We start from the raw sequence: 25,650 nt of genomic DNA, 5'->3' as shown, positions 1-25,650 counted from the left end.
GATAAAAACAGCGATTTACATCGATTTCTTAATAACTTGTACTGAAAAGAAGAGGGAATAGATTAAACGAGAAGGGGATATGACAGGCATTAAAAAAGCCCGAGTCAGACTCGAGCTTTCAAAGAAATTCAGCGTGGTTAGCTTACACGTAGTACGCTTCAACTTCGCCTTTAAGTTTGATTAGCATTGGGTTACCAAAACGGTCTTTTGCTTTAGGAGAAGCAATTTTTACCCAACCTTCGCTGATGCAGTATTCTTCTACGTCAGTACGCTCTTGGCCGTTGATACGAATACCGATTTGGTGCTCGAAGCATTCTTTGATGAAGAATGGGCTACGTGGGTTACCCGCTAGGCGATCTGGTAGAGCTGGTTTAGCTGTATCTGTCATTTTGTGTGACCTAAATTCCGTAAAAAGTGCGCTATTGTAGTCAGTGCACTGTGTGTGTTCAAGATATGTTGAGAGTGGATGCGTTGTTTAACTTTCAAGTACCGCCTACAACCCCTTCAAATACTGCGCGTTGGCTGTTGGTTGAATCATGGCATTCAGCGTTTGGACGGTTTGTTCGCTGTGTTCTTCAAGTAGAGCTAAGAACGCGTCAATCAACTCAGGTTTGCTTGCTGAGACTTTCGTTTCGGTCTGGATATCACGCAGATCGATCAACACATCGGTAAACAATTGCGGCAGATCGTGCAGCACTTGCAGGTTTAAGATGTTGTGCTCGCTGTAGATTGAATTGTGGCTGCCTTTTTGTTTTTGTACCACGTAAGGATTGTCTTTTAAGTTGATGATAGACGTGCGTTTATCACAGCGTTTCAAACAACCTTTGTTGACCTTCACCTTACGGCATCCTTCGGTTTGTTGGAATAAACATTGGCGGCTCGTGAGTAGGGTATTTGGATGATAAATGCTGTAGAAGCTGCGCATGTTTTGCGGACGCTTGATATGGCGCATCTGCTTCATATTCAGCTCGTTAGAAACAAACGCGCCACTTGCCGCGAACTCGTCTTGAAGGCATTTAAACGCGTATGAGTTCACCGTGTTCATTTGTGGGCCTGCCACCCAGCCTAAGCCGAGCTCTTTTGCGATCATGCCGACGCCTGAGTTGTTGGTGATCAACAATTCAGGTTGGATGGTTTCCAAAAATACACGAGCGGCTTGGTAGTCTTCGCCAATCAAAATGGCAGGGAACCAAGGTTTGAGCATTGGGTTGGCTTGGAACAATTCAATCATCGCGCTCAGTTCACCAGACAATCCCATTGGCAATTGATAGTAAACATCAATGTCTTGGTATTCGCACAGCATGGCTTCTTGTGCTGACGAGATCAGAACCGATAGTTTTGGCGCTCCTTGGCGAGGTTCTGGTTGAGGTAACGCTGGCAGAGTTGGCACATCAATCGACCCTTTCAAGCTGCTGCCGGATACTTGTGTCGAAGTGACATCGAACGACTTAGTTTGCTCTGCCACTTTCTCAATGATCGCGGTTTTGTCGTCGTAGAGTTTCTTTTTCACCGCTTGCACATCATCAGCAGACTGGCATTGATAAACCTTCGAAAAATGCTTTACAGCGTGGTCGCGCGGGTTGTCGATGTACATCGCCTTGCCGAAATCACCTTGCAAAAATGCGTTGGAGAAATCGCGGTTGAACACCGTGTATAACTCGGTGGTGTCTTCAGAGAGTTCCAAACCCTCGCACAAGCGATCGACCACGGTATAGACGTAGTGCGATTTCTTGATTCGTCCTTCCACTTTTAATGAATACACGCCAGCATTGGCAAGCGCTTTCAAGTCCCCAAAGGCGGAGTTGTCTTTCATATTGAGTGGGTAGTTGTTGCCCGTTTTGGTCGTTTCGTACTGTTCGCGACAAGGTTGGCTGCAGCGTCCACGGTTACCTGATGCACCATTGCGAGCGGAACTGATATAGCAAATTCCGGAGAATCCGATGCAGTATGAGCCGTGGACAAACACTTCCATCATTACGTTGTGCTCGCGACCAAATTGCGCCAGATGTTTGATCTCATTGATGTTAAGTTCGCGAGATAGATTTACTCGGCTTGCGGTGAGCTGGTTGAGAAAGAGGATCTGGCCTTCGTTATGCGTGTTCAGTTGTGTTGAAGCGTGCACATCCAAATCGGGAAAGTGATGTTTGAGAATGTAGGCCAGACCGAGATCTTGTACGATCACGCCATCGATTTTGGTGGTGTTCAGTTGGCTGAGTAAGCGAACAATCGCCGGAATTTCACTTTCTAAAATCAGCACATTCTACGTTAGGAAAATCTTACAGCTGTGCTGATGGGCTAACGTTAGCACGCCATTTAAGTTATCTAAGGTGAGGTTGTTCGCTCGGTTACGAGCATTGAAGCGGTCGAGCCCACAGTAAATTGCATCGGCGCCAGCGGCAATGGCGGCTTTGATGGAATCTAAATCACCACCGGGTGCTAATAACTCAAATTGATCGCGTGTCACTACTTTTCTCTTTCTTACTAAAATAGGCTGCAAATGTTACGTATTTCACACTTTTGATGCTCGGCTAGTTAATGCTTTATTAATCTGAATCAATTAATCCGTGTTACACGGTCGACTCTTGAGTGGGTAGAGTGCAATTCGCGATAGTGGGATCTGACTTCTATAGTTTTCCTACACTTGGTTTTTCTATATCTAGTTTTCGACTCAGAGAGAGGAAGGGACGACAAATGAAAAAAGTAATCATCGGGTTGGTCGTGGCGTTGACGTCATTGAGTGCGTTGGCTGGTGAGGGTGTGGTAACCGTTGCGAGCACGCATTCAGCAAAAGATACGGCGGATAAATTTGTCGCTATCGCGCAAGAAAAAGGGTTGAACGTCTTTGCGCGCATTAACCATCAAGAGAATGCCACGAAAGTCGATATGACGTTGCGACCAACCGAAGTTATCGTGTTTGGAAACCCTAAAGTGGGCACGCCACTGATGATCTGTGCGCAGGAAGTGGCGCTAGATTTACCCCAAAAAGTGTTGGTGTATGAAGATGATGAAGGCAAAACGTGGTTAGCTTATAACGATCCTATGTATTTAAAGCAGCGCCATCATATTGAAGGCTGTGACGAGGTATTGAACAAAATCAGCGGCGTGCTGGGCAATTTAACCCACGCGGCGGCGAAGTAGAGTGCTGTATTAGGGCTGCTTGTTATGTTGAAGAATAAAAAAGCCCCAATGATTGGGGCTTGAATGAAGCGAAGTATGCCGTTTAAAAATAGTGGAAGATCGGCGGTTCATGCATCAAGAAGTTTTGATGGGAGATGTTCCACGCATAGGCGCCCGCTAAGGTAAACACAACGTAATCACCAATATCGACGTGGGCGACGTGTTGATTGCGTGCCAGCACATCTTTGGGCGTACAAAGCTGGCCGACAAAGGTCGCTTGTGCATGCTGAATTGGATGAGAAATCTCATGGTGTTGCTCGCTTTTCAGGATGACGAATGGATGATCATGGCTCTGCGCCGCTGGCGTGCGGAAGTGGTGAGTTCCTCCGCGCGCGATGACAAAGTTTTCGCCAAGATTTTGTTTAATATCCAGTACTTCCATCACGTAATAACCGCATGCCGCCGTGATGAAACGTCCGCATTCAAAACGCAGTGTCCAGTCTTGCACTTGCTCTTTGGCGATGAGGAATTCCAACTTGTCGCAAAACTCCATCCACGGAAAGTGTTGCTCAGGGTTTTGGTAGTTAATCCCCATACCGCCGCCCAAGTTGATCATCAGCTCACTGAGTTCGAACTCCTGCTGCCACGTTTTCACGACTTGGAAATAGCGCTGCATTAACGCTAAGTGACGTTCAACATCGAGCTGATGCGACATCAAGTGAAAATGGAAGCCTTTGAGTGACACTTGCGGGAAATCGCGCAGCAACATCAAAGCATTACTCAGCTCGGACTCGTCCAAGCCAAATGGAGTCGGCTTGCCACCCATCGCCAACTTGCTGAGCGTGATGTCGCCAATATCGATGTTCATACGCAAAAAGATCGAAGCAGGGCGGTTGAGGCGCTCGGTTAGTGCTCCAATGCGTTGTAGCTCGGTGAGGCTTTCGACATGAATTGCATCAACATCAAGCTCAATCGCTTGTTGCAATTCACTTAGCATTTTTCCGGGGCCACCGAAGATCAATGGCTTATCGAGTTGTTGCTGGTGGAGGTGTGTCAACTCCCCGCCAGATGCCGCTTCAAAACCATCGACATACGGCGCGAGCGTTTTAAGAATCGGGCCCGATGGATTGGCTTTAGCTGCGTAAAATAGCTCGACATTTTTCGGCAAAACGTGACGCAGTTGTTTGATGTGTTCTTCTAAGGCGCTTAGGTCATACACGTACGCGCACAAGGGTTGACTTTGCTGCCGTGCGAGCGTGTGAACTTGTTGGCAAACGTGTGTCGGTAGAGAGAGTGAATTAGACATGTTGCGATCCTTTTTCGTGTTGCTGCCAAGGCGCGGCGACTTGGGTATAGCCCGACTCCTTATCGGCTTTTTGCATCAAACGCGTGGTGAAATTATTTTTGCTTGGGAAGTGACCACCATTTAGCAACGTTTCTAGTTCCGGTTGTTTTCCATTCACTGATTGCCAATGCACAATGGCACTTTGCACCGCATTCCACAGCGTTTGCTCTAGTGGCTCATCACCTTCTGCGATGAAGAAAATCGCTTCGCTGATGTTGTTGATAAAGGTGCAGTATCCGATGCGATTCCAGCCTTGTTCGCGACTGTAGTAAACCGATTGTCGTGCGCGTTCAGACAAGTCAGTTAATGTTTCTGCTGGCCAGAACTCCGGCAGTAATTTAGTGCCTTCCAAATCACGAATCCAAACACAACACGGCATCTCTTGCTCAAAGCCAATCAGGGTGTTTTGCAAATGCGGCTCAAACGCCACCCCGTGTTTGAAGTAGTAATTAAATACGCCCGGGATCAGGCAATGCAAATAGCGTTCAAACCAAAGTGTCGCGATGTCGGAATAGCGATTTTGCGTAGTACGCGCTTTGTTTTTAAGGCGTTGAGCAATGCAACTGTTGCCGTTTTTGTCGTAAGCAAACAGAGCGCCAGCGAGGGTTGGTTTTAAGATATCGACTTCGCTCAGCGAGAAATTTTCGCGATACAAAATCCCAAACGATTCGCGCGCTTTGGTGTTGTCATCCCAATTACGCTCAGCGACACTTTCTAGATTTAATGTGGTGGCGTAAGGCTCTGTCATCACTTTAAATACAGGGTTGTGCAGCTGTTCGTTTTCTCGAATCGGTTTGAGAATCGACGTGAGCTGCACGGCGCTGTCGAGTTCGTACCACGCGTTTTTGCGCACGCAATTAGTTAATCGTACGTTGATGGAGAATTTCGCAAACCAATCCATATCTGGGTGGTAGAGGGTACGAACTGAAGAGGTCGGCTGCATCTTTTCACCACCTAAACCCAGTGGTGTGATCTTGCCTTGTTCAATGGCGCGCTTCACGCTTGGGTTACTCAAAATGGTGTAGCTTTCCCAAGGATGGCAAGGGTAGAGGGTCTTCCCATCGCTGGCGGCGTGTTGTGGCGCGAGCTGTTGTAGCATGCGCTGAGCAGGGTTAGCTTCTCCGTCGGAACTCAGCACATCAAGTAAGGACGTATCCACTTCAAACCAGTACAGCGGGACTTGCGCGCCGACTTCTGGAGAAAACGCTAAGAGATCATCCATGGTGACGCCCGAACGACTTTTCGGGGTCGGATGGAAAGTATGCCCCCAAATCAGAGATTGTTCCGAAGCGATAAATTCGTTGTGATGCGATTTGGGCGCGACGTTGAGAAACTGCTCGGTAACCAGCACGCTATTTTCCAGTTGTTCGATCAGCTCATGGTTGAACGGGATCGCCAACACCTGCTTGAGATAGTTAAGCAAAAGCGTAAGAGTTTGCGTGGCATCCAATTTCGCCCAACCAGATCCCGGCATTTTCGCCCACGGCAGTTCTGCCAATTTGATTTTGCCCAGTTTGCTCGCGTAGTGAATCGGCAAAACCAGCACGCCATTTTGTTGAGAAAGATGAACGGCTACCCGCTGCTTGGCGGAATAGTTGCGTTTTAACGTTTGGGGTAGCGATGTCGATTGGTAGTGCCATTCCACTTGTTGATTCGGTAGCGCAAATTCACGTAAGTAACAATTAAGAACACCCATTATCGTGTTGAGTTGGGCTTTCTCACGATTGAGCTGCTCCTCATGCGCGCGTAACTCGCTAGTCTGGGAGGATTGAGTTTGTAACATGTTGATTTCCAAATTTTGAATGGAGAACCAGCGCGATCAAGGTGATTACGCTGACTATCGCAGAAAGTAGGAAAGGAACCTCAAGTAGCCCCAAGCTAGAAATGAAAGAAGCGCAAAATCCCGCTGCCACGCCACCCCATTTGGACATGGCATCAAAGCGAGAAAATACTTTGCCACTGAGTTTGCGATCCAGATTGCTCGCAAGATGCTGATGCAATCCGTGATAACAACACACCATCGCGATGCCGAAGATAATTCTCGCAGCAATGAGTGCGGTTTCGGATGCAATCAAATGCAAGGCAGAGCTCACGGCAAGCAATGCAAACCCAAGCCACAACGTGCGCAGCGGTTGATGGCGATTCAGCCCATCTGACAACACGTGGATTTTGCCTGCCAGCAACAGATAGACACCATGCGGCAGTGCGTACAAAAAACCGATCCATGCGTGGTGAGTGATGCCATATTGCTGCACAAACGGCGAGAAATAAGGAAAGGTCACCACCATAGAAAACGCAAACCCGAACTGAGCAAAGAAGATCCAACGAATGGCATGCATTGCGTTTTTCTGTGCAACAGGTTGTTCTTGCTGAGATTCTGAGTTTGGCTTTTCGAAGTTTCGTTCGGCGGGTTTATCCACTGGCAGTGTTAGCGTGATGCCCATCGCAATCAAAGGCAAAACGCATAACCACAGGTACGCGTTGAGTGGGTTGGTTTCGGACAAGCTCCAGCCGAGCCCAATGGGCGCAACGATCAGCGCCAAGCGAGCAGATAGTTGGGTTTTATTGAGTGACTTGCCGAGTGTTTTGGCTTCTTTAATTTGACTAGATAAGTAGCTGTTCGAGGCGGCCATGGTGCCGCCAAAGGTTCCTTGAACAATAAGACCAAACACAAACATGGCGAGGTTGTCTGCCAAGCCGCACAGCGCAAACCCTGCTGCAAGGCCAAGTTGCGCACGCAAGAGTGAGCGGCGGCGACCGTAGCGATCGGCAAAGTTGCCCCAAAATCGCGCCGCCAACGCAGTACAAAACGTAGGTAGGATAAACAATACCCCTGCCCAGTCCGCATCAATGCTTGCGCCTAACGTTGGCAACACGACGGGTAGAAATAGCGGCATACCTAACGCGGCAAACGCAGCGATAAAGTGGCACAACAACACACTGTAGATGAGTTTGGTCATAATCGTTTAACGTACGCTTTTTTTGATGGCTTCTAAGTAGGCGCGTTGCGCTTCTTCGCTAGAAAGCAGCAAGAAGTTCGGAGCCGACAAACCATAGAACTTATTGATGTCACTCGCGCCGGAGGCTTCTTTTGAGAGCAAACTGCCAGAGCTCAACAAGTACTTGGCGTACAAATCAGGTGCCTCTTGCAGTAACTCGCGAGCCAGTTTTGTCTCTAACCCTTCGCCTTCTAATCGGTTGAGTTGCTCTGCAATGCTTTTGGCCACGATAGCGTAAAGCGATGCTGAAGAGGAAATGCCCTTCGCTGCCATGGCTTCTACAATCGCTGCAATATCCAGTTGCAGTGTGATGGTGGTAAACATCTGACCGAGCGCCAATTCATTGTCGACTTTGATGCGTTGGTCGAGCAGTTCATCACAATCCACGGGAGTTGTTCCTGTTCCGTGTTTTTGGGCGGCATGCTCTGTTGCAAAGTGGAAGCGTTCAGGCCAAATTCGCGCCGCGTCGTTGTCTTTCATCGCGAGCGTCATTTTGCCCTGTTGATCAAATGCAACGATGGCGTTTTGCTGGTTGGACTCCAATGCGATGCCATAACGAAGCCACAAGGTGAGGTGCACTTGGCATAATAGGTCGACATAATCTTTGAACCACGCCAGCGTATCTTGTTGATAGTACTGCTCTGCCAAGTGTTCTAAGAACAAGCGGTCGTCAGGCATTGGGCTTGCCAGTGCGGCAACCGGAACTAGCGCTTTGTCTTCGCAATGAATAAGTGGGTACTCACGTACGATGTACGCGAAGGTTTTATCCTCACCGACGTGTCCACCGTGTTTTTCGTTGCAATGGAACAAGCGACTGTTTAAGTCGGCGTCCGTTTGTTCAAGGTGGCTGAGTAGGCGTTCAAACCAGTGGCCGTCATACAGTGTTGAAGGCTTGATTAAGCGAATATTTTTCGTGCCTAGCGATCGCATGATCAGCGGAACTTTGATGTGAATGTGCGGTGCGTCGTTCACGACCACCGTACGAACGGAAAGCGTCGGCGTTACGTCTAGATACGTTAAAGGCGCTTCTATCACACCTTCGGGTAAGGCTTCTAAAGATCGCAGGGTGAGCGGATGTGCAGGGAACAGAACGTGGCTCAGTGCAAAATCAGCAGGAAGCCCAACTTGCTCCATGGTCGGCCAGCAATCAGGTTGTTCGCTGGTTAATGTCACCAGTGATTTTTCAATCGCAATCCAATGCAGAGCAAAGCTTGGTGCAAACTCGGGCGCGTACTTAGCAAGGTCTTCATCGCTCAGACCAAACTTCGCCCGCGCAGTTGGATAGTACGGATGGTCAAGGTAAGAAGCGATCTGGTCGGCTAGCAGCAGCTTTTTATGCCAAGAACCAAGCTCGGATATTGGTTGAGAAATGTGGTCTGCGTGATGATGAAACGCTTGGTCACACAGCGCTTTGTGTTTCTCTGCACATTCCAGTTCTTGAAGGTATCCCGCCAACAATTCGTGAGAGCTCTCATGCGCCAGTGTCGTTAGTAGTGTAATCCACTCTTTGTAATGTTGTTGATGCTCGACTTGGCCATTTTTCTCCACCCACCAACCTTGTGGTGTTTCGTCATTGGCGTGACCGTAGCGCCAGTGCTGCATGTAATACGTTGGCGCAACAGGTAAATACAACGTGAAATCAGAGTTGGCAAATATCAGCCAGACTTGCTCGTCTTGAGGAACAATTCCCCCTTTTGGCGCGTCGCTACTGAACTTGGCCTTCGACAAAATGCCAAACATGTCTTCGCGTAAGCAAGTGTCGATCAATCGTTGCGTTAGATACAAAGCGTTGTCATTCATGCTGCCACCTCACGAGTCGGAGCTAGATCGAAATTGCTAAGCGCGTTCTGCAGCGCTTGGTCGAGGTTTCGCCCTGATGGTGAGACAATCGAAATTCGGGCGAGATAATCCTTATTGGAATAACTCTGTTGGAAGTGTTCTCCAGCGGTTTTTAGTACCTGTTGCTGGGTGATGATATCGTCATCGTGTTGGATGAACGACGTCGAACCTCCGTTAATCACACCACAGTGTTCTGCAACTACGTAGTGCACGTGCGCTGACCCGTGAATTTGGTAATCGCCGTCCAATCTTCGACCCAGATGCAGACCCAAAATCGTGCTAAACCAGCCGAAGTGAGCGAGATTGTTGAGCAAGAATTCGCGGCCATCTCCAATACTGCGGTAGTTGATTTCCACCAGAACTGGGCCGTTTTCCGTGATGATAAATTCGCTGTGGCAAACTCCAAAACCAACGCCGAACGCTTTCAGTTGAGCCAAGCAAGCTTCTCGGTGAGCAATGCCGTTTGGTCCGTTCCAGTCTGCGGCGGTTTCGATAAAGTAAGGCGGCTCAGAGAGCGACACATCAAAACCGCCCACGGCGATAAGTTGGTTACCGTCTCCTAAAGTTTCGAGCGTAACCAACGGTCCTTGAAGAAACTGCTCCACCAGAATGGCGGCGTTTGGGTGCTTTTGCCAAAACGCCTCGCAGTAAGCATCGAGCCCGCTTTGGGAGTCACAGCGCTGTACATCTAAACTTGCCACGCCTTCTTTGGGTTTTGCTACGACAGGGAAGGCCATGCCTAATGCCACATTCGAATGGCGATGCAGCAAACAGCTTTGTGTGTTGGGTAAGGATTTTTCATTTAACACTTGTCGAGTTAAGTGTTTGTTTTTGGCCTTTAACGTGACAGACCAATCTTTGGATGGGAGGCCAAAAAATTGCGCGCAGATGGCGGTGGAAGTTTGTAAGTGATCACTATTGCTAAAAATAGCGTCTGGCTTTAATTCATGCTCCGTGATGGTTTCGATGAGTTCTAATGGGTTGAAGACATCACATTCTAGAATGGTATCCGGATTAAAGTGACTATCACGACTCGCCAGCTCTAAATGGCTGAGCTTATGGTCGGTGATAAGAACGACGTGAAGGTCCATCGCTTTAGCTGCAGGCACGAAGCCGTGAGTGACTGCATCGTTAACGACATGACTTACGATAATCATCGTAGATTTCATGAGCTTTCCTAATTTTCTAACATTTTCTTCTAACGTTGATAAAGTCGCTCACGGTCGTCTTCCAATGTGCCTCTCGCGAGACTGAGGGCAGAAGTTTTAGTGTTTATTGTTATTATGTTTGGTTTTTTTTGTTGTTAGTTGTGTTTTTAGGGTAAATAAATATAGAGCATAAAATTAATATTGCAAATAGAAATAATATTTGTTCTTATTTCCATCCGTTGGCTTTATAACAACTAAACGGAATTATGGAATGAATAAATTATTGACCCTGACCCCCTTGGCGGTCGCGATTGGTTCTTCACTAGTAGCACCAAGCGCAGTGGCTTCAGAAGAGACGAACTCAACCTCATCAGCAACTGAAACGATTCAAGTCTTCGGGCATCAGTACGAAGGTTATGCTGAACACATGCCTCAATCAGGCACCAAAACCGATGTGGAATGGCTTGATGTGCCACAAGCGGTATCCGTAGTAACGAAAACAGAAATGCAAGACCGAGGCGCGGTGCGCTTAGTGGATGCGCTAGATGGGGTAGCCGGGGTCAATAACACCTTGGGCGAAGGCAGCCGCGATCAGTTCATGATCCGTGGTTTTGATTCACTCAACGATATGTACCGTGATGGCTTGCGAGATGACGGTACGTTGCAGTCTTACCGCAGCTTAGCGAACGTTGAACGCGTTGAAATTGTGAAAGGCCCTGCGGGTGCTTTGTATGGCCGTGGTTCGGCTGGGGGCATCATCAACTTGGTGACGAAACGCGCTAACGGTGAGAATTTTACTCACGTAAACGGTAGTGTAGGCAGCAACAACCAATATGTTGGTCAGGTCGACAGCTCAATGGCGTTTACAGATAAGGTCAACGGGCGTATTAACTTGGAATACCGTCAAGCCGACTCGTACGTTGATCATGTTGATTCAAACGATTTCTTCATTGCACCGACCATTCGTGTGTTACCAGCGGAAGGTCACACCATTGATATTGACGTGGAATACGCCCATCAAGAACTAGTGCCGTATCGTGGTGTGCCATCAAAAAATGGCAAGCCAGTTGATTTGCCAGTAAGCACTTACTTTGGCGGTACAAACGACTATCAGGAGTCAGACAGTCTCCGTATTGCGGTGGATTACGAATGGCGTCTGAATGATCAATGGGTATGGAACAACCGAGCGGCATTCAACCATATCGAACTTGAGCAAAAAGGCACGCGTCAGGGCAAAGTGACGGGTAATGAAGTGTCTCAAACCGTCAACAACTTTGGTTACGATCCACGTACTACGACCACTTTACAATCTGAGTTGGTTTGGGAAACCAGGGACAATCAATTGATGGTGGGTGCAGATTTCAACCAGATCGATATCGACCTAACGTTGGCAAGTGACAAAACGCTTCCTCCGCAAAATATCTACGACCCAGTCGTTGGTCCAACGCCTGATCCGGGCTTTAAGCCATTTCGTGACAATACCACCACCACGACAGGTTTGTATGTGCAAGATGTCTATACGTGGGGTGACCTTTCTTTGATCGGTAACGTGCGTTACGACTCGATGGAACTCGAACAACAAAAAGCGGGCTCAGATAAGGAAAAATTGGATGATGACAAAGTCAGCTACCGTGCTGGTTTGGTATACCGCATCAATTCCGACACATCCGTATACGCCAGTTTAGCGCGCTCTTGGCAGTTACCGTACGCTGGTATCTACATCAATCCAAAATTGGCGGAATTCTTCCACACCGACTTAAAAGAGGTGGGTGCGAAAGCGTACCTTTTGGATAACGCATTAATGTTGAATGCGGCACTGTTCCAGATTGATCAAGAGCAACCACAAACTAACGTGGACGGCGATGTGATCGATAAAATTGAAGTGCGTCACCAAGGTATTGAATTAGAGGCTCGCGGTCAAATCACTAAACAGTGGGACATCTCTGTGGGTTACAGCTACTTGGACGCGGAAGACAAAGCCACAGGCAAAAAGCCGAACGATGTATCAGACCACTTGTTCTCTCTTTGGAGCACTTACCAATTGGATGACAACTGGCGTTTAGGCGGTGGTGTGAAGTACGTGGGCGACCGTTACGCAGGTAACGACGAAGCCGTCGCACTTGGCGATTACACAACGGTGGATTTGATGGCGGCGTACACCACTGGTCGTCACAAAATCCAAGCGAACGCTTACAACATTTTGGATGAGAAATACATTCTTGGCGCAACAAACGGCACGTCTGGCTTAAACCAGATTGGCTACGGCGCACCAGCCGAGTTTATGCTCAGCTACGGATATCAGTTCTAGGCTTTTTGTGCGTAGTTAGCGCCTGTTAGCCAATTTTTACCTCATATTGAGGATGTTTAGCCCCGAGAGCTTACGGGATGTATTCTGCCCGAGGCTCAATTTCTCGCAAAGGAGATCTTAATGTCTTACCAGAATTTGGATGGTAAAGTGCGTGTACGTGCTGGTTTGTCTACCACTTACAGTGTGCTTGCGATTGCAATCGCTTCTGCCACATCCATGAGCGCGGTTGCCGCTCCTGCTAAAACAGAACAAACTACCGCGATGGAAACTGTCGTTGTCACTGGTAGCGTGATTGGTAAATCTGAAATTGAAGACGTCAAAGAGTACCCTGGTGCTCGTACCGTCATTACCCGTGATCAAATTGAGAAAACCGCCGCAGGTTCGATTGATAACGCGCTGCAGCGCGTGCCGGGTATTAAAGTTCAGGATGAAAGCGGAACGGGCGTATTGCCTAACATTTCCGTACGTGGTTTGAAAGCAAGCCGTAGTGGTCATGCTCAGTTTTTGATGGATGGTGTACCGCTAACACTTGCGCCATATGGTCACACTGGTCAGTCTATCTTCCCAGCAACACTGTCGATGCTTGATCGTATTGACATTGTACGCGGTGGTGCCGCAGTACAGTACGGCCCAAACAACGTCGGTGGTGTGATCAACTTAGTGACCAAACCGATTCCACACACGTGGCAAACTGAAATCAGTAACCGCCTTACCGTGTTTGATGGCGGTGATGCGCCGCTGAATGATTTTTACCTGCGCACGGGCGGCTGGTTAAGCGACACATTTGCACTACAGTTGGAAGGTAACTTCCTAAAAGGTGAAAGCTTCCGTGAACATTCCGATACGGACGTGAAGAACTTCCAAGCCAAAGCACAGTGGCTACTGAGTGACACTCAAGAGATTCAAGCATTCCTGCAACGTTACGATGCTGAAACGCAAATGCCGGGCGCACTTTCGCCACAAGACTACGAACAAGATCGTCACCAATCGAAACGTCCTTACGATGATTATGAAGGTAAGTCGACGCGCTGGAGTGTTAAGTACATCCACGATTTGCCATTTGCCGACAGTGCCGAGCTAGAAGTGCTAACGTTTGGCCATAAGTCAGAGCGTCTTTTCAAGTGGGGCTTTAACAGCGCGGGTGGCCATTGGGCGGATCCGGCTCTGCCAGCGACGGACGTTCGTACCTCTCCACGTGAATTTACCGTGTATGGTATAGAGCCAAAAATGGCGATGTACTTTGGCGAAGGTAAATCCGTTACTCAAAACTGGATCGTGGGTACCCGTTATGTTAATGAAGACATTGACTACAAACTCACTCAGACTCCAATCGCCGGTGGTGCAACCAGCGTTCCGCGTGATTGGCATCTAGATACGGACGCGTTTGCTGGATACGTTAGCAACGAAATTGGTTTGTTCAATGATACATTGAAGGTAACGCCTGGGTTGCGTGTTGAGTCGGTTCGAATGACGTTTACCGATCGTGGTAAAAAACAAACGGCAGACAACACCGTGACGGAATGGTTGCCAGGTTTGACGGTGGCATACAACTTAACTGACCAGTGGGTGACGTATGCGAACGCGCAAAAATCACTTCGTGCGCCACAAATTGCCTACATCCGAGGTTTGGGTGAAGAAGGTAGCGAACTGGCTTGGAACTACGAAGTCGGCGCGCGTTACACCCAAGATGCGACCAGCTTTAACGCTGCACTTTATCGCATCGACTTTGAGGATCAATTGCAATGGCAAAGCTCAACGCAGACCTTCGATAACATCGGAAAAACACTTCACCAAGGCATAGAGCTTTCTGCTCGTTACGTGCCTGAAGCACTACCTGCACTGAGTTTAGGCGCAAGCTACAACTATCTAGACGCTACGCTTGAAGAAGAAGGCGCGAATAAAGGTAATCAACTGCCTTACACCTCTAAGCATCAGCTTGGTTGGGATGCAACCTACGCATTTTACGGCATGGACACCACGCTATCGGGTTTCTACTTCAGTGACTCGTATACCGATAACGCCAACACCAGTGCCGAAGATGCAACAGGCGCAACGGGTAAAGTACCATCTTACATGGTGTGGAATTTCAATTTGGGGACGGATTTATACAAAGACGACAAAGGCAAGTTACGCATGAATGTTGCGGTGAACAACTTGTTTGACGAGGAGTATTACTTCCGCGGGATTGATACAAGCCCAGTTGGTCGGTACCCAGCTCCGGGACGCTCTTACACACTGGATCTGAACTATCAGTTTTAAGCGTTTCGTTCACCGAGTTTGAAAAGAAAAGTCGCCAATTTACCTTGGCGACTTTGCCGATCTTAGGTAATGGAAAACTCTTAGCACTGGAAAAAAGCAAGATGAAAAATAAAAAACAATTTACGATCAAACACTTTTCAACCGTTTTGCTGATGCTACTGAGCTCAGCTTTGATGTCATTTAGCGCATTTTCTCAGGCGCGCAGCGTGCAAGATGAGCAAGGCACGTTTGAGCTAGAAGCGATACCTCAACGTATTGTGGTTTTAGAGTTTTCGTTTGTCGATGCATTAGCGGCAGTCGATGTCTCACCGGTAGGCGTCGCCGATGACAACGATGCCACACGAGTTATCCCTGCTGTTCGCGCTAAGATTGAACCTTGGCGATCGGTCGGCATGCGTTCACAACCGAGTTTAGAGGCGATTGCGGTGCTCAAGCCTGATTTGATCATTGCTGATGCAGAACGCCATCGCGCTATTTATCAGGATTTGCAGCGAATTGCGCCAACTTTGCTGTTAAAAAGCCGTGGTGAGACATATCAAGAAAATCTCGAATCCGCACACAAAATCGGCGTGGCAATTGGCAAACAAGCGAAAATGACACAACGAATTGAGCAGCACAAACAGACCATGGCGGAGTTCAAACAGCATTTTGCAACACAAGAAACCATTCAGTTTGGTGTGGTTTCTGACAAAGGGATGTGGCTGCATAGCCCGGTTTCTTACGCTGGGGGCGTTTTGAGTACGCTGGGCATCCAAAGCCCGCTGGCTCCATCTGAGCAAAAAGCGTATATCCCAACCAGTTTCGAACTTTTACTAAAAACCAACCCTGATTGGTTGTTAGTTGGACTTTACTCTCAACCAAATATTGTGGATGAGTGGCGCAAAAACCCATTATTTAAGCTGCTAACAGCTGCGAAAAAACAGCAACTTGTTGAGGTCTCTCCTGAACTGTGGTCGTTAAATCGCGGCATGTTGGCTGCGGAAGAAATTGCCCGCAATCTTGAAGCGTTATTGGAGCGCTCATGAGTGCGGCGATAAGCTCGGAAAGCGCGTCTTCGGTTAGCAAATCGCATTGGAAAGCGAGCTTGTTTGTCTGTGCTATGGCGTTGTGTACGCTCTCAGCCTATGCAGCCTCAATGATTGGCTGGTCCAACTTTTCTTTGAGCGTTAATGATCTGACAAGCTATTGGTTTGCGTTTGATGAGGGTAATATGCTGCATCAAATCCTCGAGACGCTGCGTGCGCCTCGTACCTATGCTGGGTTACTAATTGGCGCTTCGCTTGCGGTATCTGGAGTGCTGATGCAAGGATTAACTCGTAACCCTTTGGCGTCGCCATCCATTCTCGGCATTAATGCTGGTGCGGCTTGTTTTATGGCCTTGGCGTCTATCGGCGTACCATTCTTTAGTCAATTGAACCCAATCATCAACGCAGTACTCGGCGCGCTACTAAGTGGTGGTGCGGTCATGTTGTTGGGCGGTTTTTTCTCCGCGCGTTCTCACCCATTGCGTTTAGTGCTAGCGGGCATTGCCATCAGTGCACTGCTGATAGGGTTAACTCGTGCGTCGGTAATTTTGGCGGATGACATGGCTTACAGCGTGTTGCATTGGTTAACGGGTTCACTCTCCGCGGTAGATTCTGAGCAGTGGCAGCAACTGTGGCCTTTTGCGACTTTAGGTTTGGTGCTCGCCATGGGCTTAGCGCGAAACTTAAATTTACTCGCGTTGGGGGACGAAGTTGCTGTTGGGCTAGGTGGTAACATTCGTCTTACGCGATTTATCAGTGGTTTAGCGGTTGTGCTGTTGGCAGGAACTAGCGTAGCGATTGCTGGGCCAATTGGCTTTGTCGGGTTGTTAGTGCCGCACTTGGTACGCCCGATTGTTGGTCACAACTATCACATTCTCATTCCGGTTTCCGCCTTGTGTGGCGCGGCATTGGTGACGTGGTCAGATGCTTTATCACGAGCGATTGCTTTTCCGGCTGAAACGCCAGTGGGCGTGATTACCGCGCTGTTGGGCACACCTTGCTTTATCGCGATTGCAATGAGGAAATCATCATGATGAATCAAACCAAACTGTTTGCATTAGTTGGATTGTTGCTGATTGCGTCTTCTCTCACGCTGTTTGTTGGCGCGGCGAACATGTCGGCTCAACAGGTTTTTGCATTACTGTTTTCTTTCTCTGACTCAGACTTTGTGATTCACCAATATCGATTACCGAGAATGTTGCTCGCCATTGGCGTGGGCGCTGGGTTGGGGCTGTCAGGCGTTTTAGTTCAAGGCGTCATCCGTAATCCACTTGCCTCACCAGATTTAATGGGGATAAGCGCCGGAGCAGGACTGGCGGCTACCGCTTGTTTGGTGCTGTATCCGAATGCGCCAGTGGCAATGTTGCCGATGGTCGCCATGGCGGGAGGCTTGCTTGCTGCTGGCTTTATTGCTGTGCTGGCTTACTGGTCGAAACCAACACCAGCACGTTTGGCGCTGATTGGTGTTGCTGTCAGCGCATTTTTAGCCAGCGGTATCGATTTTCTTCTGATTGTGCACCCTATTGAAATCAACACGGCGATGGTATGGCTAACCGGCAGTTTGTGGGGACGAAACTGGCAACAAGTGCCGTTTATTTGGAGTGCTTTATTGCTGCTACTACCATTGGCGTTTTGGCTGGCTTGGCGGCTAGATGTTATGGGACTGGGAGAAGAAAGCGCCACTACACTTGGCACGAAACCAAGACAGATCCAAATTATTGCGTTGATTGCTGCCGTGCTATTGGCGAGTATCAGTGTGTCTGTGGCAGGCACGATCAGCTTTGTTGGCCTGCTTGCGCCGCATCTTGCGCGTTTGCTGTTTGGCCACAACCACAAGTTGTTGATTCCAGCCGCTGCAACCCTTGGCGCTTTGTTGGTGATTTGCGCCGATGGTTTAGCGAGAGGCTTACAGCCGCCAATTGAGCTACCAGCGGGAGTGCTGACATCTGTTATTGGCGCACCATATTTCATTTTTCTTTTGTATCGTTATAGAGGTTGGTAAGCATGTTACGAACGCAGAACTTATCCGTCGCGTACGGCAAACAGACCATCATTCCAGATCTCTCTTTGTCGATTCCTCAAGGTAAAATTACCGCACTAGTTGGTCCAAATGGTTGCGGTAAATCGACACTATTAAAAACCTTGGTACGCATCAATAAACCCGCTTCTGGCCAAGTGTTGTATGACGACAAACCACTAAGCAGCTACGGTGATAAACGCTTGGCGCGTTCGTTGTCTTTGCTGCCGCAGATTCTTGTCAGTCCTGAAGGTATTACCGTCAGAAAACTGGTCGAATATGGCCGCTCGCCTTATCTCTCTCATTGGGGCCGGTTAAGTCAACAAGACAAGACCTTGGTCGAGCAAGCAATGCAAGATACTGGCGTGATTGAGTTTGCTGACAAGTCAGTTGAATCTCTGTCTGGCGGTCAAAGGCAAAGGGCGTGGATTGCGATGGTAATGGCGCAAGATACCGACGTAGTGATGCTTGATGAGCCAACCACTTACTTGGATCTCTCTCACCAAGTTGAGCTGATGAAACTCATGAGGCAGATGAACGACAAAGGCAAAACAGTGGTCGTAGTGCTGCACGATCTAAACCAAGCGTGCCGTTACTGCGATCATTTGGTGGTGTTGGAAAAAGGTCAGTTAGTCACGCAGGGAACACCGCAAGAGGTACTGACAGAAGGTATGTTGGCATCGGTGTTTGATTTACAAGCGAGAGTATTTAACGACCCAATCTCAGGCACGCCGATGTGTGTGGCGGTGTAGGTTTACGTCTTTCGAAAGCTATCTGCAATAAAAACGTCGATCCATAAAAACAAACCCCGCTAGTAACAAAGTTGCTAGCGGGGGGGTATTGTTTTTAAGAGCGTCCTTAATGTGGCGTTTAAGCCAGTTTAAACGTCGCCACTTTCGAGTTGAGATCCTCAGCTTGCGATTTCAGCTCAGCAGATTGATTCATCGATTCTTCGGCACCAACTACCAAGTGATCGGTCACATCTTTAATGGACGTGACGTTTTGCGTGATTTCATTGGTTACGTGCGTTTGCTCTTCGGCGGCGGTCGCGATTTGCGTTGCCATATCGCTGATCAGCGCAACGGCCGCGTTGATTTCATCCAGAGCCAGTGCTGCGCGATCTGCATCTTCCACCGAACCTTGCGCGAGCTGAGAGCTTGTATCCATGATGGTCACAGCGCGTTGTGTGGTTTGCTGCAAAGTCTCGATCGTCGAGCGAATCTCTTCGGTTGAGGTGTGTGTGCGTTGTGATAGCACGCGAACCTCGTCTGCAACAACGGCAAAACCGCGACCTTGTTCACCTGCACGCGCCGCTTCAATCGCCGCATTCAGAGCCAGTAAGTTGGTTTGTTCTGCGATGTCTCGAATCGTTGATAGTACGGTTGAGATGTCTTGCGCGTGCTGGTTGAGCTCGCCGATGACAACGCTCGCTTGGTTGACTTCAGAAGACAAATTGTTGATGGATGACTTGGAGTTGATCACTAACTCATGACCATTTTGTGTGCTTGCTGAAGAGTCTTGAGCGGCTTTAGCCGTCTGCTCTGCATGTGCTGCAATCTCTTGCGTTGCCGATGCCATTTCAGTCACAGCGGTCGCCACCATAGTGATTTCTTGTTGCTGATGGTTCAGATCGGAAACCGATTGATTCGCGCGAGTCGTGCTCAGCTCCGATTGTTGGCTCAGTTCTTCCGCTTGGTGACGAATGTGACCAATAAGTTGCTGCAAACTTTCAACGAACTGGTTGAAGTTTTCAGCCAGCTCACCAACTTCGTCACGGTTTTCTACTTTGATGCGTTGAGTTAGGTCGCCGCTACCGTTTGCGATTTGTGCAAGCGCATTCGAAACGTTGTAGAGCGGACGGAACAAGATGTTACATAGCAGATTAAACAAAGCTACACAGATAACGACGACGATGGTGGTTGCGATGATCTGATCCCAAACAGCATCGTAGAGTGGGGCAACCAACGAGTTTTGATCTAACACCGTCACTGTTGTGAGCTGGGTACCCTCTATGTGGCGCGCGTAAATCACATATTCGGTGCCGTTAATAGAGACGCGACGCTCTGTACCTGAACGTGCGGCAGACGTAATGTCGTTGTTGTTGAGGCCTAGCTTGCTAACCGGTTGATTCAGCAGTTTACCGTTGTTATGAGTGAAAATATTGCCCTGTTCATTGGCAATAAACATATAACCTGCACCCGGTAGGATCACTTGGTTCAGACTGTTCAGGATATCACCGATCTCTACGTCAGCACCCAGAACGACGGTTTGACCATGCAATTGCAGGGCTTTACCGAGCGACACCACATTCGCACCAGTTGCAGCAGCAACGGTCGGGTTATCCATAAAGACTTTCGATGGATTGGCAATGGCGTTGGTGTACCAGCCCCACTTGCGAGGATCGTTATTACCTGGTGGCAAAACCACCCCATTAGCGTTGTCTTGTGACCCGTCCGGGTAAGCGAGGAAAACGTTATCGAACGCGCCAGAGTCTCGGACTTGTTTCAAATGCGTAACCAGAGAACGTTTCTCTGAATCAGAAGAGAGTGAAGTTAGTGCGCGCTCTTTAGAGAGTAGCCAGTCCTTTACGTATTGATTGTAAGATGCGCTAGTGCTTTCTAGTCGCTGTGCGACTTCGACATCGAGCCTATTTAATGAATCTCGAAAAGACAGCCCCTCTACCAGCACTCCCCCTAGAATGATGGCGGCACTGGCAGAGATTGCCAGTTTGTTTTTTAATGATAGATTTTTGAACATAAAGCGAATAATAGATCTTTGAATAATAGTTGTTGTGTTTTTATTCTCATCAGTGCTCTCTGCGCTGTTGAATATGCAGCAGAAAGTTAGATTCGAATCTGTTCAATAATTATATTTTATTGCTCAAAATAAATACTGACTCCATGTCGCGAATTTGAGTTTTACATCAAATAAGCAAAAGGATTTGGAACGATATTATTTATGTATTTGTAAAGTAAGGATTTGTCGATTTTTGTAAATGAGAATTGATTTCAATAAAAGGTGATCTTTATCACATTTGCGCGTCTGATAATCCATTAAAAATGTGAAGGTTATAGCACCGGATATATATTGATTAGCTTAATCATTGTTATGGGCAATCGTTATGCGCAGTATATTGTTAGTCCCCGCGTTATTAGTGTCAGGGTGTGCTCTGATACAACAGTCGACGCCGATTCAACCTGACGCCAACTGGCACGTGGACCAGTTATCGAACGGTATGAAATACCATCTTTATCCAACAGAAGACCAAGAAGTCTCGGTCCGTTTGGTGATGAATATCGGCTCATTCCAAGAAACATCTTCTCAAAAGGGTTACGCTCACTTTGTTGAGCATATGGCGTTTAATGGTAGTGAGCATTTTACCGGTAACGACGTTGTTAAACTTTTCGAGCAATCTGGTGGTAGCTTTGGCGCTGATATCAACGCTTTTACCAGTTATCAGCAAACGTCTTACCAACTTGACCTTGCGAATAATACGAAGCTAGAAGATGCCCTGAAGTGGATGAGAGATATCGGTAACGGACTTGAGTTTGCTCCTGAGCAAGTAGAGAAAGAAAAAGGGGTGATTCTCGGGGAATGGCGACGTGCTAATCCGGATGATAAGTCCTTTTCTATGCATGCTTACCAAGCCTCGATTGAAGGCACTATGTATGGTGAGCATGACCCAATAGGTACTCGCGAAGCGATTCAAAATGCTTCCTCGAGTAAGTTAAAGGCGTTTTACGACAAATGGTACCAGCCACAAAATGCCGAGTTGATTGTGACTGGTAATATCGACGTAGATTCACTGTCCAAGATTATCAAAAGCAAGTTCTCGAACTGGGAAAGTACCTCGGATACGCTAATAGAGAAGCGCCGTGATATTCGAGTGAACAACGAAAACAGAATCTTGCCAAGTAACACGATGGAATCACCAAGTCTTCATTTAGTGATTGAGCGTGGTCTAAGTGGCGGCACGACGATTGAGCAACAACATGAAGTGTGGCGTGATGAAGTAGCAACACAACTCATTCAACAGCGTTTGATCCGTGTACTCAGTGACGCCGCTGAACCTTTTCAATACGCTTATGCAGAGCCCTATTACTCTAACTATCAGCGTATGACGTCGGCAGGGATTTCGTTTGCACCAGATCGCCGCGAACAAATGCACCAGACTTTCATTCGTACCTTGGCGTCGTTGAGAGATTATGGTGCGACTCAATCCGAGTTAGATAGCGTTATGTCAAATTGGCAAGGTGAACTTGCAAATATTGATTCAGATTGGAGTCAGCGCAAGCCAAACAGTTACGCAGAAGCACGTGTTTTTCAAATTGGACAAGACAGTGTCAGCCAATCAAAAGAGAATTATGCCCAGAGTTTGGCAGAATTCATCAACAACGAGAATTTAGAGAGCATTAACACACAATTGACGGCTTTGTTATCTCAGCAGCCAAGCTTTTTATTGGTTTGGGGAAAAGCGAAACGTCAGAACAGTTCAATGGTGTATTTGCCGCTCTAAACAGTGCCTATCTTCAAACTGGCGAAAAACCGTTAGAGATGTATGACAAAGTGGATGGATTCTTAAAGCCTACCCAGGAAGGCAGCATCACGAGCATGCGTCAGGAAGCGGGTGGTTTTCAAGTCTATACGCTATCAAACGGTGTCGAAGTGTGGTTCCAAAAAGATACTAAAGCGGGTGGTCGAGCGTATATTTACTATGCGAGCCAAGGTGGTAAAGCCGCTGTTGATCCGACGTTGTATGCCGCTTATGAAATCGCAGCAACAACGGCAATACGCAGTGGGTTAGGGGCATTTTCTGGTTCAGAGCTAGATAGCTACTTACGCAAAAACAACATTGCGCTTGGCGCGATGCTTGATGCGACCAGTCACGGAGCACAAATTACGGCGCCAAATACGCACCTAACTGATGCTTTGAATGGACTATACAACCTAGCGACGGAGATTAAAGTCGACGAGCGCCAGATGGCAGCAGCGAAGCAAGAGTTTAAACAGCAGAGCGGCGCTTTTTTTGAATCACCGATGGGAAAACTGATTCAAAAAGCAAACGGCAATTCTTATTTGCCGGGTAGTCGTCATCGTATAGTGTCCAGTGATGATGTTGAACAAGTGACTTCTGAGCAGATACTAGCGGTGCATGAGCAACTTTTCAAAACCAATGATGGTTTTAAGATGGTTATTGTTGCAAACGTAGAGCCGGAAGAAATTACACCACTTTTGCGTAAGTATGTGGCCTCTATCGAAATGAAACCGAGTCGTTCGATTGATTATCACGTTGCGTTTAACCCGGAAGTGCCGGAGCGAACTGTGGTTGCGGATGGGCATGAACCTTCATCGTTGTATGTAATGCGTTTGACTAATACGAGCGATTACCAACGTACGGCAAGAGACACGGTTATCGAAGATATTTTGCAACGTATTAGTAATGCACGTGTTTTGGATATTGTGCGAGAAGAGTCTAGCCTTGATTACAGCCCGAGCATTTACACCATGACACAAGATCGCGAACCCATCTCTGATTGGCTCTTGGAGTCTCAAGTCGAGCCCGAAGACGTGGCACTTTTAGAGAGTAAACTGGGCAAAGTGTTTGATGGTTTAGCGTCAAATATTACCCAAAAAGAAGTGGATACGGCCGCGAAACAACTGGCAGTCGCGATGCAAGGGTTGGATGACAACCCAGCACAGAGATCATGGGCATATACTCGTTATTTGGTGCATGATTACGGCGTCGATGTGTTACTTGACGTTGAGAAAGTGGCTAAAAGTGTGACGTTAGATGAAGTGAAAGCGCATGCAAAATCAGCTTTTGGTCCACAAGCAAAACGCTCGGTGATGGTTTTAAATCCGGCCGAATAATCACGTAGTTTCTGACGAAAATCGTGGCAATAGTAATAAAAAAGACGGCGTGAAAGCCGTCTTTTTTAAGCACTTTAATCAAAGCTTTTATGCTGATTTACGCGCAAGTCGCTTTTCATTGTTGGTGTTGTTTTCTTTTGTGATCGCACTGTCTTGAGCCTTACCCTTTAACGTTACCACTTCCTTTTCAGGTAATTCGGCTGCTTCACCAAAGAATTTGCCACCAGGTTCAATGCTGAGGTTATTGCTCCAGATCCTACCGCTTACGCGTCCCTTGGCAAGCACTTGAATGTGTTCTGCGTGACAGTTTCCGTCCATCATGCCATTAATGATCAGCTGTTTAGCGTAGATTTCACCGTTTACTCGCCCGCTTTCTGCGACAACGAGAGTGCCTTCCACGTTAATTTGACCATCGACGATGCCATCAATCTGGACATCGTTTTCTACTTTGAGTTCTCCGCTAAGAGAACAGCCTTTGGCGATGAGAGTTGAAGCTGCTGAGCTACTCGTTGTTCCACTGTTTTGATTAAAGATTCCCATCGTATTCTTCGCTCCTTAGTAAAAATGTCTTCGAAATCATTAAGGCTCCAATCGACAAATGGTTTCGGATTCAGTGCTCGCCCAACAAATCGCACCTCGTAATGCAGGTGAGGGCCAGAAGAGAGCCCACTGTTGCCGGAAATTGCAATCAGCTGCCCTTTTTTGACGAACTGACCACTTTTTACTTTGAACGCTTTCAAGTGCGAATAAGAACTCGAAAAACCGAAAGAATGTTGCAGCCTGAGGAAGTTACCAGAGCCTTTATTACTGCGGCGGGTGACTTCCACTACCCCATCGGCAGGGGCATAAATTTTGGTGCCGATATTTACGGCAAAATCGAGCCCACGATGCATCTTGGCAACTTTTGTCACCGGATGGATACGCTTACCGAATCCGGAAGATAGCCGTACCTTGCCGACTGGAGAACCACTTGGTATTTGGTTTAATAACACCATGCGAACGTTTGAGGTTATCGCCGCCGCATCGAGCCTAGCATCCAAGTTATTTGTCGAGGTATGTTCTCCAACCCCAAGCACTTTCTCTAATTCACCCAAACGTTCCGAAACAAGTTGTACCCGTTCTTCCCGTTCTGAAAGGTCATTTTCTAGCTCTGATTTAAGTGTTTTCAGTGTGCTGAGCTCTTCACCCATGGTGCGTGAATGCTCTGTCAATTCAGCTTGTTTTAACGCTGCATTATCAACGCGAGTGTACAAGTGATGAATTAAGATTACGGTCGCGGCCAGAGCAACAACAAAAAAAACGAAAAACGTTTTTATGTTGCGTTGCATCCTTTTACTGAAGTACCAATGTCTTGAGCCATTGATAGTTGATATAGAGATCGTCAACTGGTCTTTCATCGTCTTCTATTGCTCGTATTTGGTATACGTCTCGTCACTGAGTTAGTAGGAATGTAAGGAAAACGAGTAGGGACTGCCAGAGGCAAATTGGAAAGAAGTGTCAGGTCGTGAGGCGTTTTCAGATATTAGATAAAAGACTCAATAAAGATTTAATATTCTGCTGATTTTGGTCGTAATTACTCCAAATCGCTTCATTTAACTGAATATTATGATTTTTAAGGCGGTTATCCGAGAAATTGGATTGTGAATATTGCCAATAGCATCCGCACGCAATTCAACTTACTTCACGGTTTGCCTTATAAATGTTGGATAATTTATCAAACCG

16 protein-coding genes and 2 pseudogenes are annotated in these 25,650 nt (G+C 47.6%); 8 read left to right on the top strand and 10 right to left on the bottom strand.

Annotated features, from left to right (window positions below; translation table 11 throughout):
• Window positions 1–142 precede the first annotated feature (142 nt).
• Window positions 143–388 carry a DUF3297 family protein gene (locus R7O13_RS07530; protein ID WP_005374689.1) on the bottom strand — a complete coding sequence of 82 codons (246 nt, stop codon included), beginning with the start codon at window positions 386–388 and terminating at the stop codon, window positions 143–145.
• A 105-nt stretch (window positions 389–493) separates the two neighbouring features.
• Window positions 494–2,464 (bottom strand): annotated as a pseudogene (locus R7O13_RS07525) (U32 family peptidase).
• 227 nt (window positions 2,465–2,691) lie between these two features.
• Here R7O13_RS07525 and R7O13_RS07520 point away from each other — a divergent pair.
• Window positions 2,692–3,138 (top strand): DUF302 domain-containing protein, encoded by a 447-nt coding sequence (locus R7O13_RS07520; protein WP_069536942.1) that lies wholly within the window; start codon window positions 2,692–2,694, stop codon window positions 3,136–3,138.
• A gap of 82 nt (window positions 3,139–3,220) precedes the next feature.
• On the opposite strand, the gene R7O13_RS07515 is transcribed toward R7O13_RS07520, so the two are convergent.
• Genes R7O13_RS07515 through R7O13_RS07495 form a run of 5 tightly spaced genes read right to left on the bottom strand, consistent with a single transcriptional unit; the run spans window position 3,221 to window position 10,469 of the window.
• Window positions 3,221–4,423, bottom strand: a complete 1,203-nt coding sequence (locus R7O13_RS07515; RefSeq protein WP_318303443.1) for a type III PLP-dependent enzyme — start codon at window positions 4,421–4,423, stop codon at window positions 3,221–3,223.
• On the bottom strand, window positions 4,416–6,245 hold the full coding sequence (locus R7O13_RS07510) for an IucA/IucC family protein (RefSeq protein ID WP_318303442.1): 1,830 nt from the start codon (window positions 6,243–6,245) through the stop codon (window positions 4,416–4,418). Before R7O13_RS07510 ends, R7O13_RS07515 begins: the two co-directional genes overlap by 8 nt.
• Complete coding sequence (locus tag R7O13_RS07505; RefSeq protein ID WP_318303441.1) at window positions 6,217–7,422, bottom strand: MFS transporter; 1,206 nt, start codon at window positions 7,420–7,422, stop codon at window positions 6,217–6,219. Before R7O13_RS07505 ends, R7O13_RS07510 begins: the two co-directional genes overlap by 29 nt.
• A 6-nt stretch (window positions 7,423–7,428) precedes the next feature.
• A complete protein-coding gene (locus R7O13_RS07500) occupies window positions 7,429–9,261 on the bottom strand; it encodes an IucA/IucC family protein (protein WP_262647312.1) in 1,833 nt (610 codons plus the stop codon).
• The gene (locus R7O13_RS07495; protein ID WP_318303440.1) at window positions 9,258–10,469 is read right to left on the bottom strand and encodes a hypothetical protein; all 1,212 of its coding nucleotides are present in this window, start codon (window positions 10,467–10,469) and stop codon (window positions 9,258–9,260) included. Before R7O13_RS07495 ends, R7O13_RS07500 begins: the two co-directional genes overlap by 4 nt.
• Window positions 10,470–10,719: 250 nt before the next feature.
• On the opposite strand from R7O13_RS07495, the gene R7O13_RS07490 reads away from it, so the two are divergent.
• From R7O13_RS07490 to fecE, 6 genes are all read left to right on the top strand, one after another.
• Window positions 10,720–12,756 carry a TonB-dependent receptor gene (locus R7O13_RS07490; protein WP_025768678.1) on the top strand — a complete coding sequence of 679 codons (2,037 nt, stop codon included), beginning with the start codon at window positions 10,720–10,722 and terminating at the stop codon, window positions 12,754–12,756.
• Window positions 12,757–12,876: 120 nt separating this feature from the next.
• Complete coding sequence (pvuA, locus tag R7O13_RS07485; protein WP_025768677.1) at window positions 12,877–15,015, top strand: TonB-dependent siderophore vibrioferrin receptor PvuA; 2,139 nt, start codon at window positions 12,877–12,879, stop codon at window positions 15,013–15,015.
• Between the two features lie 101 nt (window positions 15,016–15,116).
• Entirely contained in the window at window positions 15,117–16,040 is a 924-nt protein-coding gene (locus R7O13_RS07480; protein WP_169628466.1) for a Fe(3+) dicitrate ABC transporter substrate-binding protein FecB, read from the top strand.
• Window positions 16,041–16,114: 74 nt separating this feature from the next.
• Window positions 16,115–17,074 (top strand): FecCD family ABC transporter permease, encoded by a 960-nt coding sequence (locus R7O13_RS07475; RefSeq protein ID WP_373417454.1) that lies wholly within the window; start codon window positions 16,115–16,117, stop codon window positions 17,072–17,074.
• Window positions 17,071–18,042: a FecCD family ABC transporter permease gene (locus tag R7O13_RS07470; RefSeq protein WP_047102431.1), complete on the top strand. Its 972-nt coding sequence runs from the start codon at window positions 17,071–17,073 to the stop codon at window positions 18,040–18,042. The genes R7O13_RS07475 and R7O13_RS07470 overlap by 4 nt, the downstream gene beginning before the upstream one ends.
• Window positions 18,043–18,044: 2 nt before the next feature.
• Window positions 18,045–18,809, top strand: coding sequence for a Fe(3+) dicitrate ABC transporter ATP-binding protein FecE (gene fecE / locus R7O13_RS07465; protein WP_262628621.1), 765 nt, complete (start codon window positions 18,045–18,047; stop codon window positions 18,807–18,809).
• Between the two features lie 118 nt (window positions 18,810–18,927).
• Here the strand turns inward: fecE and R7O13_RS07460 are convergent, their stop codons facing one another.
• A complete protein-coding gene (locus R7O13_RS07460) occupies window positions 18,928–20,814 on the bottom strand; it encodes a methyl-accepting chemotaxis protein (protein WP_130545695.1) in 1,887 nt (628 codons plus the stop codon).
• Between the two features lie 364 nt (window positions 20,815–21,178).
• Here R7O13_RS07460 and R7O13_RS07455 point away from each other — a divergent pair.
• Window positions 21,179–23,928 (top strand): annotated as a pseudogene (locus R7O13_RS07455) (M16 family metallopeptidase).
• An 87-nt stretch (window positions 23,929–24,015) separates the two neighbouring features.
• Here R7O13_RS07455 and R7O13_RS07450 read toward each other — a convergent pair.
• Both R7O13_RS07450 and R7O13_RS07445 read right to left on the bottom strand, forming a co-directional pair.
• Entirely contained in the window at window positions 24,016–24,468 is a 453-nt protein-coding gene (locus R7O13_RS07450; protein WP_080773744.1) for a bactofilin family protein, read from the bottom strand.
• Window positions 24,372–25,325, bottom strand: coding sequence for a M23 family metallopeptidase (locus tag R7O13_RS07445; RefSeq protein WP_053307982.1), 954 nt, complete (start codon window positions 25,323–25,325; stop codon window positions 24,372–24,374). The genes R7O13_RS07450 and R7O13_RS07445 overlap by 97 nt, the downstream gene beginning before the upstream one ends.
• Window positions 25,326–25,650: the final 325 nt, after the last annotated feature.

The organism is Vibrio sp. Y176 (assembly GCF_033438945.1).
This window is presented reverse-complemented; position numbering and strand designations above follow the sequence as displayed.

Excerpts from the sequence above, each read along its gene's own strand:
- pvuA (WP_025768677.1), top strand. The coding sequence starts at position 12,877 with ATGTCTTACCAGAATTTGGATGGTAAAGTGCGTGTACGTGCTGGTTTG.
- R7O13_RS07460 (WP_130545695.1), bottom strand. The coding sequence starts at position 20,814 with ATGTTCAAAAATCTATCATTAAAAAACAAACTGGCAATCTCTGCCAGT.
- R7O13_RS07480 (WP_169628466.1), top strand. The coding sequence starts at position 15,117 with ATGAAAAATAAAAAACAATTTACGATCAAACACTTTTCAACCGTTTTG.
- R7O13_RS07520 (WP_069536942.1), top strand. The coding sequence starts at position 2,692 with ATGAAAAAAGTAATCATCGGGTTGGTCGTGGCGTTGACGTCATTGAGT.
- R7O13_RS07450 (WP_080773744.1), bottom strand. The coding sequence starts at position 24,468 with ATGGGAATCTTTAATCAAAACAGTGGAACAACGAGTAGCTCAGCAGCT.
- R7O13_RS07510 (WP_318303442.1), bottom strand. The coding sequence starts at position 6,245 with ATGTTACAAACTCAATCCTCCCAGACTAGCGAGTTACGCGCGCATGAG.
- R7O13_RS07495 (WP_318303440.1), bottom strand. The coding sequence starts at position 10,469 with ATGAAATCTACGATGATTATCGTAAGTCATGTCGTTAACGATGCAGTC.
- R7O13_RS07500 (WP_262647312.1), bottom strand. The coding sequence starts at position 9,261 with ATGAATGACAACGCTTTGTATCTAACGCAACGATTGATCGACACTTGC.
- R7O13_RS07445 (WP_053307982.1), bottom strand. The coding sequence starts at position 25,325 with ATGAAAGACCAGTTGACGATCTCTATATCAACTATCAATGGCTCAAGA.
- R7O13_RS07470 (WP_047102431.1), top strand. The coding sequence starts at position 17,071 with ATGATGAATCAAACCAAACTGTTTGCATTAGTTGGATTGTTGCTGATT.
- R7O13_RS07515 (WP_318303443.1), bottom strand. The coding sequence starts at position 4,423 with ATGTCTAATTCACTCTCTCTACCGACACACGTTTGCCAACAAGTTCAC.
- fecE (WP_262628621.1), top strand. The coding sequence starts at position 18,045 with ATGTTACGAACGCAGAACTTATCCGTCGCGTACGGCAAACAGACCATC.
- R7O13_RS07530 (WP_005374689.1), bottom strand. The coding sequence starts at position 388 with ATGACAGATACAGCTAAACCAGCTCTACCAGATCGCCTAGCGGGTAAC.
- R7O13_RS07490 (WP_025768678.1), top strand. The coding sequence starts at position 10,720 with ATGAATAAATTATTGACCCTGACCCCCTTGGCGGTCGCGATTGGTTCT.
- R7O13_RS07505 (WP_318303441.1), bottom strand. The coding sequence starts at position 7,422 with ATGACCAAACTCATCTACAGTGTGTTGTTGTGCCACTTTATCGCTGCG.
- R7O13_RS07475 (WP_373417454.1), top strand. The coding sequence starts at position 16,115 with ATGGCGTTGTGTACGCTCTCAGCCTATGCAGCCTCAATGATTGGCTGG.